At 40.7% G+C, this 15,143-nt stretch carries 7 protein-coding genes; 4 read left to right on the top strand and 3 right to left on the bottom strand.

Annotated elements, in window-relative coordinates:
- Both EFY79_RS02605 and EFY79_RS02610 read right to left on the bottom strand, forming a co-directional pair.
- A complete protein-coding gene (locus tag EFY79_RS02605; RefSeq protein ID WP_123119097.1) occupies positions 1 to 735 on the bottom strand; it encodes a hypothetical protein in 735 nt (244 codons plus the stop codon).
- Positions 713 to 1,267 carry an RNA polymerase sigma factor gene (locus tag EFY79_RS02610; RefSeq protein ID WP_123119098.1) on the bottom strand — a complete coding sequence of 185 codons (555 nt, stop codon included), beginning with the start codon at positions 1,265 to 1,267 and terminating at the stop codon, positions 713 to 715. Before EFY79_RS02610 ends, EFY79_RS02605 begins: the two co-directional genes overlap by 23 nt.
- 333 nt (positions 1,268 to 1,600) lie before the next feature.
- On the opposite strand from EFY79_RS02610, the gene EFY79_RS02615 reads away from it, so the two are divergent.
- Together EFY79_RS02615 and EFY79_RS02620 are read left to right on the top strand one after the other, a co-directional pair.
- Positions 1,601 to 5,077, top strand: coding sequence for a TraB/GumN family protein (locus EFY79_RS02615; RefSeq protein ID WP_123119099.1), 3,477 nt, complete (start codon positions 1,601 to 1,603; stop codon positions 5,075 to 5,077).
- 363 nt (positions 5,078 to 5,440) lie between these two features.
- Positions 5,441 to 5,929: a DinB family protein gene (locus EFY79_RS02620; protein WP_123119100.1), complete on the top strand. Its 489-nt coding sequence runs from the start codon at positions 5,441 to 5,443 to the stop codon at positions 5,927 to 5,929.
- A gap of 580 nt (positions 5,930 to 6,509) precedes the next feature.
- Here EFY79_RS02620 and EFY79_RS02625 read toward each other — a convergent pair.
- Positions 6,510 to 6,935: a Crp/Fnr family transcriptional regulator gene (locus EFY79_RS02625; RefSeq protein WP_123119101.1), complete on the bottom strand. Its 426-nt coding sequence runs from the start codon at positions 6,933 to 6,935 to the stop codon at positions 6,510 to 6,512.
- 555 nt (positions 6,936 to 7,490) lie between these two features.
- Here EFY79_RS02625 and EFY79_RS02630 point away from each other — a divergent pair.
- Both EFY79_RS02630 and EFY79_RS02635 read left to right on the top strand, forming a co-directional pair.
- On the top strand, positions 7,491 to 12,944 hold the full coding sequence (locus EFY79_RS02630) for an MBG domain-containing protein (protein WP_123119102.1): 5,454 nt from the start codon (positions 7,491 to 7,493) through the stop codon (positions 12,942 to 12,944).
- Between the two features lie 120 nt (positions 12,945 to 13,064).
- Positions 13,065 to 15,011 (top strand): adenylate/guanylate cyclase domain-containing protein, encoded by a 1,947-nt coding sequence (locus tag EFY79_RS02635; protein WP_123119103.1) that lies wholly within the window; start codon positions 13,065 to 13,067, stop codon positions 15,009 to 15,011.
- Positions 15,012 to 15,143 lie beyond the last annotated feature (132 nt).

A 15,143-nucleotide genomic window follows, 5' to 3' on the forward strand; every position in this document is an offset into this window, starting at 1 on the left:
TTAGTTTGGAGAAGTTTTAAAATTGATCGTTGCAAAATTCTTTGTTATGGAGGAAGGACTTTTATACACTTCGCCGCTCCCCAGTCTTAGAAAAGGAACAGATGACTTTTCGGAACTGTGTGCCACCTGTGGAAGGTCATCAGGATCGCCTAATTCATTAATCTGTACCACCGGTAATCTTTTCTTTACCGGCATCACTGAGGCGATGCGGGAAGCGGTATCTGTGGCAGGCAAAGGGTTATTTATCGTTACTGTTGTTTGATCCTGCGCATTAACGGAATCGTACAAGCGAAGTTCATCTTTACTCCTTTCTGCGATATTTTGTTGTGCCGTCTCATTGTGTTTCCGTTTATCAAAAATAACCGGGATGCTTTTTTTCTGGAGTGCCGGGTTTTCGGCAGTAAACAAATCTTTATGATGATTTTCTGTTTTGGCAGGAACATTCTCTTCCGTCAGTTTTTGTTTTGTTTCAGGTTGAATTTGCTTTGACGCCGTGCCAGGCATCTGCTCACTATTTTTATTTGAAATAAAAATAGTTACCATCAATAAAAACACAACAGAAGCGGCTGCCAGCCAGTACCATACCGGTTTTTTTGCGGGTCTTTTGCCTTCCAGCCTTGCATGAATCTTTTCCCAGGCTGCATTTTTATCCGGCATGGTTTCACCTGGCAAACTTTGTAATTCTTCCAGCTTGCTTTTCCAGTTATGTATGCTATTGTGATTTTCGTTTGACATATTCTACGCCTTTTTTAAGCAACATTTTTTGTAATAAAACTTTTGATTTGCTCAACTGCGACTTTGAAGTGCCTTCTGAAATATTGAGCAATGCCGCAATATCTTTGTGGCTCATTCCTTCTATTTCATACAGGTTAAAGACAGTGCGGTAACCCACCGGCAGTTGCACAACAAGGTTAAAAATTTCAGCGGCTGATAAGTTGTTCAGCGCTTCTTCCTGCAATGAAACTTCCTCTGCCACCAGGTCGGATGAAATGGTAAACACATTTTTCTTTCGCAAAAACATCAGGCATTCATTGACCATGATTTTTTTCAGCCATGCAAATAAAGCCGCATCGCCCTGGTAGCTGAAGGAAGATAAATTTTTAAAGAACTTATAAAATCCGTTAAGCATCATTTCTTCTGCATCCTCGCGGTTCTTCACATACCGGCGGCAAATCATCAGCAACTTATCCGCCATTTCATCAAAGAGGCATTTCTGTGCGGCAGTGCTTCCCTGCTTCGCTTCTTTGATTAGTTGTGATATATCCATAAAAACAATGACTGAGGATGTTTATAAAAAGATAAATGCACCTTAAAGATAAAAGGTTGCCTGGGACCGGATAATTTTTGCGACTATGCCAGGGAAAATAACGCTACTTCTGGCTGGCTTCCCGTTACTCAATCATTGCCTGCAACGATCACGATTACTTTGTTGGTCCTTATCATCTTGTGGGAGATTAAAATAGGTTCAAAAGATTACGGGTAATAAACATAAATTTCATTTTACCATTCACCAGGTAAGGAAAATTTCTATTAAGCTTTGGATATTTAAGGTGTTTTATTAATTTTAACCCCCGAATTGAACAACTCCTGTCAACTGCTTATGAAAAAGAAAAACCATCTGCTGCTGTTGCTGATTGCAACGTGCATTCAACTATCGTTCTGTCAATCATCCTTCTCTCAACAATTGCCTTCAACACTTTTATGGCGGATCAGTGGTAATGGGCTGCAAAAATCATCCTACCTGTTTGGAACATTGCATCTGACTGATGAAAGAGTTTTCAACCTGGGCGATTCGCTCTATAGATCAATTGAGCAAAGTGAAGGCTTTGCAATTGAAATTGACCCGCAGGAGTTTACACCTTTAATGATTGATGAAGCCAAAAAGGAGATCTATCAAAAGGGGCAACCCATTAAAGAATTAATGAGTAGCGCGCAGTACGAAAAGTATGGAAAGATGCTGGCTAAAAAATTAAATAAAAATGCCGAAGAAATTACCACATCTGATATACTCGAGGAAAAAAATAAATGGATCCGCCAGAGTTTCAAAAATGGCAAAATGCAAACATTCCTCGATGCATACCTGTTTGACATAGCCAGGAGACTGGGGAAATGGACCGGCGGTGTTGAGGACCTGAAAGATCAGCAAGGCATTTTAGACCTCGTGGATGAATCTGACATTGAACAGATTGCCATCGGTGGAAGCGGGGAGAACATGAAGGAAGATAACAAGAATGCAGAATACCTTATAAAGGCTTATCTGGATAATGATTTGAATGAGATTGACAGGATGTCCAATTCACAGGATAGCTTGTTTGAAGAGGCACTTCTTTTTAAGCGTAACGTAAAAATGGCCAGGCGCATGGACAGCCTGTCACAGCTTCGTAGTATGGTATTTGCCGTTGGAGCGGCGCATTTGCCGGGAGCAAAAGGATTGATTTCTCTTTTAAGAGGAAAAGGATTTACAGTAACGCCTGTCTTTTCTTCAAAGAAAATAAAACCGTCGGATTATAAAGTTAAGGAAGTGCCGTTAAAGTGGTATGACGTAAAAGATGAACAGGGATTATATACGGCGTCTATGCCGGGTAAGCCGGGCGATATGGTTTTGTACGGTATCATGAACATGAAAATGTATTTTGATATTTTTTCGAGTACCCTCTACATGACCACGGCTGTAAAAACTCCGTATTCTCCAAAAATGGCTGACAGCGTGCTCCGTGCAATGGCCACCTATTATTTTGGAAATGCGAAAGGAAAACCGATCACCATAAATAATATTCCCGGGAAGGAGTTTATATCAGAAAAGCAAAATTACAGTCACGGCTACCTGTTATTTAAAGATGGGAAAATGTATATTGCTTTAGGTTTGAGCACAAAAAGTGGCCGTGCAGGTGAGCCGGCTATTAACCGCTTTTTGCATTCATTTTCCATAACAGAAAAGGCGCCCGATACCAGTCGCATCTTCACTTATACCAACAAAATAAAAGCCTATCGTTTAGAAGTTCCCGGCGAGCCAACATCAGGTGACGATTACTCCAAAGCAACGAAAAAGGACAGCGGGATCGTGACTAAATTAAATATTGCCTCAGATCCGGTAACCGGTGCTTATTTTTTCTTTGGTACCAATGAGGCTGCCCCTGGTTACAATTTAGAAAACGATAGTGTAATGCTGGTTGCGATTCGTGCATCACAATTATCAAAGTTTAAAAGGATGAGCATGGATACGGCGTATATCAAAAATGGTTGCAGAATACTTGACCTTGCAGGAATGATGGCGCAGGCACCATTGATGATGAAGACGCGCTTTCAATTCAGGGGAAACCGTTGGTATGGCCTGGTGGCTATTTATGATACTGCAAAAGATAAATCATCAGTGCAAAGATTCTTTAGTTCTTTTACTACTCTTGATTATGCACCCGTAAAATGGGATAATCATACTGCGGCAGATAACAGCTTTTCTACCTGGTCGCCAACGGCGTTTACCTATCAGCCAAATAAAAAAGATGAAGATGGAAACCGGGAATGGAATTATGAATGTTATGACTCTTCAAGAGGTGATAATTATGAAATAATCGCCAACGAATTTAGTAAGTATTACTGGCAAAACAGCGATTCTGCTTTATGGAACGAAGTGACAGGCAGATATAATTCAGATAGTGTAATTGTTAAGAAAAAAATCAGCAATAACGGCTTAAAAGGGTATGAGTTAGCGTTGAAGGCAAATGGTTCGTCAAATGTAAAACGATTAAGATTCTTTTTAAACAATGGCAAACTGTACACCCTTATGGCCCTTCAGGCAGCCGGAGAGATCAATAATGAAAACACCAATAAATTTTTTGAATCCTTTCATTTTACTTCTATTCACCCTGATACAAATGTCCTGGTTTCAAAAGCAGCACTCTTGCTCACGGATATGGGTTCACCAGATTCTTCTGTAAGTTGCAGCGCTGTAAAATATTTAACTATTGTGCCTTTTACCAAAGAAGACCTTCCTCTGCTGCACCGCGCCTTATTGAAAAATTATCCTGAACCGGACTATTCTGCCGGTGAAATAAAAAACAAGCTAAAGAAAATCATTCTTAATTTTAAAGACCCGTCTTCATTCATCTTTGCCAAAAATAATTATGCCACCGCAAATGATACCACACGCAATTTGTTGCTCTCCATTATGGCTTCCTTTCCAACTGAGGAAAATTATAATGATATCAAAACTTTGTTGTTGAAACAGCCACCTATGGTTGACCCTGGTTACCAGTTCATCAATCCATTAAGCGATTCGCTGCAACTTACAGCTACCATATTACCGGATCTTTTGCCTTTGCTAAAAGATACTGCCATGGGCCCGTCATTGATTAACCTGTCAAACCAATTATTGGATAGCGGCCTGGTTCATAAAAATATCTTCAAACCGTATCATCCTGATATTTTAAAATTATCAGGTAGAGAATTGGCGCTTCTAAAGGAAGATCCTGATAATTATAGCTACTATGACTATTTGCTGGTGGATTTGATGGGCAAGATGAATACTCCTGAATTTAATGCAGTGCTTCAAAAATGGAGTCTCCTTTCAAAGCCATCTTACACCGCCTTACAAGCAGTAAACCTACTGCTTCGGAACAACCAGCCAATTAACCCGGTCGCCATCGCGGCATTGGCAAAAGATAACAGCAGCCTGATAGAATTATATGATACTTTAAAGGCGTACCATAAAACGAATCTATTCCCTGCTGCTTATTTTACTCAAAAATCTTTTGGAGAAAGCTATGCGTTTACTGCTGATGAAGACAATACCCCTGCAGCGGTTACTTATCTTTTACAAAAAGTAATCAATTTTAAAGGCAGGCAGTCCCGGTTTTATTTTTATAAACTAACATTTCATGATGGTGACGATACCACTTATTCTCTTGCCTGTGCCGGCCCTTTTAATGTGAATATACAAGAGGTGTCTTCAAAAGATGCCACCGGCGTGATATATTATGATGAAGATTTTGACCAGTCTGAAGTTCAGAAACAGTCGGCGTCGTTAATAAAGCAAATGGAAGATTGGTTTGAATGGAGTGATAAAAAAGAAAATAAATAATTGGCGCAGATGAGGACACCGGCCAAGGGGAAATCTTCGCGACGTAATATACAATAGAGAACGCCAGGTAATTAAAATCATTAATCGATGAAAACTGAAAAGATTCGATTGGTTTTTTTATTATCCTTCTGCAATTAACTATAATTGGTGGATTCTATTATATGACTAATTCTATATTATGCAACATTGATTTGAAGAAGGATTTATGTAGCGAACCAAGACAGGGCCGGGCCTGTGTTTGTTACTTGAATCGCTAAGAAGATAATTATGAATTAAACTGTATTCCTGCCGGTTGGCGGGCCGGTAACAGCAGCCTCTAACCCGCCACTTCTTTTTCCTTTACATTTGTTTAAAAACTATAGAATGAATAATGAACTATTGATAAAGATGACAACAGATAGCTGGCGGAAACAAATTGCGGCCACCAACAAAATTTTTGACAATTTATCCGACGAAGAGTTACAGCACGAAGTTGCGCCCGGCAGAAATCGCGGCATCTATTTATTAGGCCATTTAACAGCAGTGCACGATTTAATGTTGCCGTTGCTTCGTTTTGAGGAAGCAAAATATCCTGAACTGAAACCTGTGTTTTTAGACGCGCCTGATAAAGCAGTGGAAGCCATTCCTTCAGCTCCGGAGTTGCGACAACAATGGAAAGAGGTAAATGAAGCTTTATTAAATCATATCCAGGATTTACCTGCTGAGGATTGGTTTGCCCGTCATGCGAATATTTCTAAAGAAGATTTTATCAAAGAGCCTCATCGCAACCGGCTGAATGTTTTATTAGACCGCACCATTCATCTCAGCAATCATCGCGGACAATTACTTTTGTTGCAAAACAAAAGGGAATAAATCCGCAACGGTTATTCCTTCTCTTTTCATTTATTTACAATGCCAGCGATCATAAATTTTTCCATCTGGCGCAGGTCTGCTCAACTGTGACTTCCCGTTACTTTATCACAGCTTACAACCATAGCGACTGGTTTTTGCAAAGCCCGGATAGGACACAAAACAAGTGACCGCTGATCAGAAAACCAAATACCGCGTTATTTCTTTGTTTACTGCATTTGGCGCAGGTCTGCCGACCTGTGACTTCCCGCTACTTTATCACAGCTTACAACGATAGCGACTGGTCTTTGCAAAGCCCGGATACGACACAAAACAAGTGACCGCCGATCCACCGGAGGTAATATTGGCAAGAGGATGACAATGAACGGATGGATCCCGGGTTGATAAGAAGAACCTGAGTCGCTGGATATTGTTGGAAGAAATTCTGTGATGGAATAACCGGGGACTTTGCGGTTAAAAGGTTCTCCTGCGATGTTTTGTTTATTTTACCAGGGCTTGACGCGTATTTGCAGGAATGGAACCTCCTGTTCCTTGGTTTTTAGTTTAGCTCCCGGTTCGTTATTCTGGCGAATAATGGTTTTGTTTATTCATGTGCACTTTTCTCATCTAAAGCCCGTATCCTGCGGCATAGCATTTGTAAAATGCCTTTAAGCACTTCCTGGTCTTTGGCTAAAATTTCGTAAAAGGGCGGCTGTTCAAGTTTCAAAATCGTGCTTTCCTTGTCGCACGTAGCAGAGGCAGATCTTGTTTCAGCATCAAGCAGGGATAACTCACCAAAAACCTCATTTTTTTTAAGGAATGCGAAAGTATAGGCTCCATCATGAATGCGGATGACTCCCTTTTGAATGATGTACATACTATCGCCTTTATCGCCCTTTAAAAATATGGAGTCGCCTGGCTTTACAGATATCACATCCAGAATATCAGCTATAGCAGCGAGGTCTGTTTCCGGCGTGTTCCTGAAGATTGCTGTCTTTTTAAGCAGTGATAATTTTTGATTGTGATCCATGTATTAAAGTATTAGAGTGGAAACTTGATTATTTAAAACTACAAAGAATCTTATATATATAACCCAAATGTAGAGGAAATTAACCAGGAAACGTTTCGGGCCAGGAAAAAATTATTGCTTTTTAAAAGACTATTTATAAGGTTGCAGCCTGGTCGTATCCTTCAATACATTCAAACATTTGCGGACTGTGGTCTTCATTTATGTAATAAAAACATGATGTAATCAATAAAGATTATAAAACGGGTAAAAAGATTGTGGATTTAGTATAGATTTTTTGAATTGTCTGATAATACCCCTACATTTACATTTTAATATCTGGTCATAAGACCTTTTAAAATTACGCTATCTGCTTCCCATAACTATAGAATTCCGGGATGCAAAAGGTATAACCCCTTAAAGAAGTATTAATCATTCTACTCTTTTTTAAATAACTGAGGTATTCCGTATTTTGTAGCTTTGAAAAAGATAGGTGACATTCAAGACTGTACTGTATTATACGTTACTGCTATCCCTCATAAAAGCCAGAATTGCTTTATTGATCATTAATTAACATCTATGTACTCCCGATTACTTTACAGGATAGCTCCCAGGCTTGTTCTTATTCTTTTTTCATTATTTCAATTTTCTGCCAACACAACTGCGCAAAAATTACAAATAAATGAGTTTGCGTTATACAGCAGTGACAGCATAACTATCGGCACCGGTTTCCTTTCTCATAAAAGTTCCAGTCCTGACCAATTTAGCGGGTCAATAGGAAGCCACACCTCGATAACAACGAACGTGAATACCTCCGTCTATGGAAATGTGTATAGCGGCGGAATCATACAACTTGACAATAATAATATCATCGGTGGGGATATTGCTGCAGCCAATTCAAGAGGATTACAGAATGCCATTTTAGTCGGTTCGAAGGCGGCCATATCAGGCAACATTGACGTAAATGGGAATACAACCATCGAGAGTGGCTCAGTAGGCGGAACAGTTACCCATCCGGCAGGAACAACCTATAGTGGCCCAACTCCTTTGAAAGGAGATATAACTGGTACACCCACCTTGCCCCAACTACCGGATCTTCCACCCATTTCTTCATTTCCTGCCGCAGGCAAAACCGGCTTCAATTCCTCAAAGAGTGTATCCCCGGGTTATTATGGCGACATCAGGCTGAATGGAAATAAAAAGCTCACCTTATCCGGCACCGGTATTTATGTTTTTAATTCAATTAATAACAGTGGATCAAATAAAATCGTTTTTGATTTTAAGAACAATGCTGGCGGAACTTTTAAAATCTATATTGTTGGCGATGTGAACCTGGGTAAAGTAAATGCAACAGTCATCAACGGCGGAGATGCAACAAGAATTTTTTGTGAAACCCACGGAAATGGAAATCAGTCAACCGCAAAATATTCCTGGATTGTGGGAGGAGGATCCAATTGGCTGGGCACCGTTTGGGCACCTTATGGAGGAGTCAGTATCGGTTCTTTTGATAATTCTGCCAATACCACTTTTACCGGCGCTATCTACTCGGCAACCAGCATTAACATTGCGAATAATGTGACCGTCAATTATGCGCCACAGCCTTCAGCATGCACTACACCCATTGCCAATGCAGGAACTGATAAAGTACTGGATTGTAATACTTCTTCCGTTCAATTGGATGGAACTGCCTCTACACCTGGTTTGCAATATAGCTGGGCGGCTTTCAACAATGGTAAGATCGTTAACGGAACTACTACCTTAACTCCTGCTGTAAACGCGGTAGGAACTTATGTATTGACTGTTACCAATCCGGCAGGAGGTTGTAGCGCAACGGATACCGTAAAAGTAATTTTCAGCAATTGTATCCTGCCCTATTATCCACCACCTGATGGCGGGAAAATAAATAATCTGATAGGGGCAGAATTGAATTCCCTGGCACTGAACTTTGGATTTGTAACAGATAGCGCCCAAAACATTTTTATTATCAGGGATGACAGTGTGATGATTGAAGTGATTGCGTTGAAGGGCCAATATCAAACTTTATTATCCCTGTTGCAAACTTCGGAATATGGGATGACGAATCTGATTGATAACGGACCAAATTCATTAATTATAACCGGAGAATACCCGATAAAGAATCTCTTAAAACTGAATAACTTACCCAATTTAATAGATTATTGCCGGCCTTTGTACCCGTCTATCGGCAATGCCGGAATTACCACCAGCCAGGGCGATGCGGCCATTCAATCCTTATTCGTTCGCAATGGATATGGCGTGTCGGGCGATGGAGTGAAAGTGGGCGTTATATCCAACAGCTATAATACATTAGAGGGTGCTCAAACAGATGTTTTGAACGGCGATCTGCCGGGAACCGGGAACCCCGATTATCCAATACCGGTAGAAGTGTTGCAGGATTATCCTTTTGGCCGGCAATCTGATGAGGGAAGGGCCATGCTGCAGATTGTTCATGATGTAGCCCCCGGTGCAAAACTTGCTTTCCATACCGGATTTATCAATGCGAATAACTTTGCGCAAGGGATCTCTCAATTGCAGCAGGATGGATGCAATGTAATTGTAGATGACGTAACTTATATTACCGAGCCTTTCTTCCAGGATGGTGTGGTAGCGAGGGCAGTGGATTCTGCTGCTGCAAAAGGAGTTGCCTATTTCTCTGCAGCGGGCAATTATGGAAATCAATCTTATGCCGGTGTGTTCAATCCGGTAGCTGCACCTGCAGCAATTACGGGCAGTGCACATAATTTTGGCAATGGTGATATTTACCAAACGATCACCCTTCAACCAGGCACTTATACTGTTGTATTGCAATGGCAGGATGGTATTTATTCCGCCGGTCAAACAGGAACGATGAATGACCTGGATATTTATTTAACCGATAATAACGGAAATACGCTGTTCGGATTTAACAGGAATAATATCGGTGGCGATCCTATTGAAGTGTTGCCTTTTACTGTAACTCAAACTACCCAGACCAACATAATGATCGTAAGAGCTGCAGGAACAGGCAACGTTACATTTAAGTATGTTTTCTTCCGTGGAAATGGCGTGATCAGTAAATACAATTCGGGTAATTCTACCATTGTAGGCCAGGCCAATGCAGCAGGCGCTATGGCAGTGGGCGCAGTACTTTATAGCAACACACCGGCATATGGGGTAACTATTCCAACGATCGCTTCGTTTTCCTCTACCGGTGGAACACCGGATAACGGAGTAGTCAGAAACAAACCGGAATTTACCGCACCGAATGGTGTAAACACTACCGTAAACATGGGCGGGGTTAATATTGACGGAGATGCGTTTCCCAATTTCTCCGGTACTTCTGCAGCCGCGCCTCATGCAGCCGCTGTTGCTGCCTTACTGATTGAAGGCAAGAAAAAATTTGCAAATGCAACCATCACACCTGGTGAAATAAGGTCACTAATGGAAAGTACAGCTATCGATATGGGCACTCCGGGATTTGATTTTACTACCGGTTACGGATTCATACAGGCTGACAGGGCGATGCGCACCTTTGCCACTCCAAAGCCATCACTGATAAAATTAGTTTACGATACCACCCAGGTAACACCCGGTTCTCAACCCTTTACCCTGACTGTAACAGGCTCTTACCTGGACATCAGTTCCAAAATTATATTCAGGTCGGACACGCTTGCAACAACGATAATAAACAGCTCTACAGCTACAGCCACTGTCCCTTCTTTCATTGGTAACCCTGCTATCCACGTTTTTACACCTTCGGTTTCATCCACTGGCGTGGATGGAGGCGCATCTGATTCATTGTTTTTCTTTTCCCCGGTAAAAAAGATCATAACGGTTACTGCCAGCGATGCGTCAAAAAAATATGGAGAGAATATTCCTGCATTTAATTCGACCGTTTTAGTAGATAGCATTCCATTGTCACAAACAGGATTGACTTTAAAAGATCTTGGCCTTGATACCGTTCAATATGCTACTACTGCCACAAACCTCAGTGATGTAGGGTTGTACGTAATCAAACCGGCAATGAAAAACTTTATGACAGGCGATTCAGTAGCGATTGCATTAAACGAGGAGTACAAATATGTTTTCAATAACGGCATCCTTACGATTAATCCCATGCCTTTGGTGATCACTCCAAGAGATACCACCCTTACTTATGGAGATAAAATTACCGGCTTTCAATACAATTATACTTATGGAGATTCTTTGATCGCAATTAACAACAGAAGTGCCTTCCTGAATTCCCTTGAATCAACTTACCAGGAAAACCTGGTTACCAATGCTGTTGCCCTGGTAGACGCGCGGGCTTTGGTAAATACAAGGGCTTTGGTCAATTCAGATCTCACCAACCTGAGCTTTTTAGTAAGTGCCAGGGCGCTGGTAAATACGAGAGCACTGGTCAATACGAGAGCTTTGGTAAACGGCACCACGGTAAATGATACAACAAATATTGTTGATGTAGCAACAGCTTCTATATTTAATTATGAAGTATCGCCCGATACCACTACATTAGTGAGCGCCAGGGCACTGGTAAATGCAAGGGCTTTAGTGAATGCAAGAGCGTTGGTAAATTCGAGAGCACTGGTAAATGCCCGTGCACTGGTAAATGGTTATGCAATGGTGAACAGCGCTACTATTGGAGATACCAGCAATTCAAATGTTGCTGCAATTATTGATGAGGAGGATGTCTCCGCGCCAGCTACGGATACGTTAACTATTTTTAAATCTATCAATCTAATCACAGGTATCACAGCAGGAACCAACACGATAGTTCCGGGCGCTTTATTGTCTAAAAATTTTGATATAACTTATGGCCTCGGCAAGTTGACTATTTTGCCTGCGCCCCTCACCCTGAAGACCGATTCGGCAATTATTTCTTATGGCGATCAGCCACCCGCATTTACTTCAAAAGTTACGGGATACCAGTACCAGGATAACGCCGATTCTGTATTTAGCGGGGGAACGATTTCGTATAATTTAGTGAACAGTTCTGGTACAACGGTGCCTTCTACTAGTATTCGTGCCGGTAAATTTGATATTGTACCAACAGGAAGTGTTATTCAGCCGTCGAACTATACTATTCAATATGTAAATGGATTGCTTACAGTGAATCCGGCAGTATTGACAGCAACGGTAGTTGACACTTTCAAAGTTTACGGAGATAGTAATCCTGTATTCAGGGTAGTCTACAGTGGTTTTTTAAATGGCGATGGCATTGGTAACATTACTCCCAAGGCACCATCGTCCACTGCTTCAGTTACAAGCGGCGTGGGCAATTATCCAATTACATTAGCAGGTGGTGCTTCCGGCAATTACAACATTGTAAGCAACCCAGGAACGCTGACAATCACACCTGCACCGCTTACAGTAACTGCAGATGATAAAACTATCAAGCTGTTCGACAATTTGCCCCATTTCACCTCTACCATTACAGGATTTAAAAATAATGATTCCGCTACGATCATTTCCGGGCCGGCTTATACATTAAGCACTACCTTATGTAATTTCTTAGTGGGAAATTATATCATTACTCCTTCACGCTTAGTGCTTCCAAACCCCGAAAATTATTCCATCGTTTATAAGCCGGGAATTCTGCATGTAGTATGGCCGGGAAAAGCCCATTCGAGGATTGGTTTAACAGGCACAGAAGATGAAAAATCTATTGCGGCATTAAGCCTTGCTGATATTACCGGTACCAACCAGTTGACTACAGGACAGCCAGTCCTATCTTATCAAAATCCCCATAAGGCAGAAATGATTGCCATGTTAACCGAAAGGGTAAATGGCGACGCCATCGCAACTAAAGCATATCCTAATCCAACGATTGGAAAGGTTATTTTGCAGGTCAGCGAGGGTACCATTTCACCTGATGGACTCATTATCACGGACGATATGGGCAGGACCTATTCTTCTAAATCTGTGAAGGTTTATTCAAATAGTGTACAGGTTGATTTGTCTGGTTTCAGAAGCGGTATTTATTTCATTAAAATAAAAGTGGACGATTCATTTAAAATCTTCAAGATTGTTAAACGGTAGATTTGTTGTGCTTACTTAAATAAAAATAAAAGAAGGAGGAACTTAAAAACTTCTTCCTTCCTTTTTTATATACCCTGATTAAAGAGAAATATTTAAATTGTACCCCGATAGACTGCAATTATGCTTAGAAAGATTCCTTACTATTTTATTTTGCTCCTTCTTTCAACGCAATCTATTGCGCAGAGTTCAAAAATTGACAGCATTAAAAAAGTAATATCCGGGCAAAGTATTGTTACTGAAAAAGTGAACTCTTTGCTTTCTCTCAGCAGGGAATTCTACAGCATTTCCCCTGAGGAAGCTATTAATTATGCTACTACAGCCAGGGACTTGGCCCAAAAAGCACAATATAAAAATGGCCTCGCTTATGCTTACAAAAATTTAGGCATCGCTTATTACATGCTTGGAAATTATGTGGTATCTATTGAAAATTATGAACGATCACTGGCACTTTTCGACTCCCTGAATGATAAAGCCGGCGTGGCCAATATTTTAAGCAATGAAGGTTCTGTATTCTTTAATAAAGGCGATGACGAAAAAGCTTTGGAATTAAATTTAAAAGCCCTGCGTGTTTCTGAAGAGATTGGTGATACACTTAGAATATTAACTGCCTTACAAAACATTGGAGCAGTATATTATAATAAGCCTTCAACGCGCAACCAGGCCATTGAATATTTTTTAAGGGCGCTGCCCATGAGTGAATTATTGAAAAATAATGATGCCATCGGAACTATCACGGTAAACATAGGCGAACTCTATTTATTAAAAGGGAACTATGATTCGGCGCTGATCTATTTTAAAAAATCGCTGGTAGCTTATAAAGGTTCTGAAAATATTCCCTACACTTTAAATGATATTGGTAAAGTGTATCAGAAAAGAAAAGATTATCAAACTGCTATTAGCTATCACCAGCAGGCTTTTGATATCTCTGAAAAACTGAACGCAAAAGTGGATATGGGGCAGTCACTGCTTGGCCTGGGAGATACCTATATGGGAAAGGGCGACGCCTCCACTGCAATTGGTTATTATAAACGGTCAGAGGTAATTTTAAAAGAGATCAGTGACGCAACTTACGACCTGGAAAACGCCTACAAAGGTCTTGCCGCGGCTTATGCGAGTAAATCGGATTTTAAAAACGCCTTTAAATATGAGACTTTATTTACCAGTGTAAAAGATTCTTTGTACAACCTGGATATAGCCAAAAAATTATCAAGCCTTCAGTTCAATTTTGATATTCAAAAGAAACAAAGCCAGATAGACCTGTTAAAGAAAGACCAGGTTTTACAAGAACTGGATCTCAAAAAGCAGAAGCTTACAAAAAATGCGCTCATGATTGGGTTGGCGCTTTTGTCATTAATAGCAGTTATACTCTACAGGAACTACCGCAATAAAATAAAAACCAATAAATTGTTGGATGCGCAGAAAGTAAAAATTGAAAACCTGTTATTGAATATACTACCTGCTGAAGTGGCAGAGGAATTACAAAAAAACGGAACTGCTACCCCCCGTTTTTATAAAATGGCCTCGGTTCTCTTTACTGACTTTAAAGGATTTACAAAGCTTTCAGAAAAACTTACTCCCCAGGAAGTGATTTCCGAACTGGATATCTTTTTTATGGCCTTTGACGATATTGTTGATAAGTATGGGCTTGAAAAGATTAAAACGATCGGAGATTCGTACATGTGTGCGGGTGGCATACCCACAGAAGACAATTCTCACCCGTTAAATATCGTAAAAGCGGGACTTGAAATGCAGGAATTTATATTGAAGCGAAATGCTGAAAGAGCCAAAATGAACTTGCCTGAATGGAATATAAGAATAGGCATAAATACCGGGCAACTGGTTGCCGGCGTGGTGGGTAAAAAGAAATACGCTTACGATATCTGGGGTTCTACGGTAAATGTAGCCAGCAGGATGGAAAGCAATGGGGAGCCAGGCCGTGTAAACATTTCGTCGGCCACTTACGAATTGATAAAGGACAAATATTCCTGTACGCACCGCGGCAAAATATTTGCTAAAAACATAGGAGAAGTAGATATGTATTTTGTGGAAGATGAAATTCATTCTTGATGGTATAAGCAAAAGAAAGTCTCCTCACCTGAAGACAGAAGGAAGCAAAGTTCCGTTTGCCGGCGTTTTTACTCGCGCCTTGACTACGCTGTTGGAAATAATATTCATTTCACTAACAGCACTTATAAGGGG

The organism is Hanamia caeni (genome assembly GCF_003721595.1).
In the GTDB taxonomy this organism is placed as follows: domain Bacteria; phylum Bacteroidota; class Bacteroidia; order Chitinophagales; family Chitinophagaceae; genus Ginsengibacter; species Ginsengibacter caeni.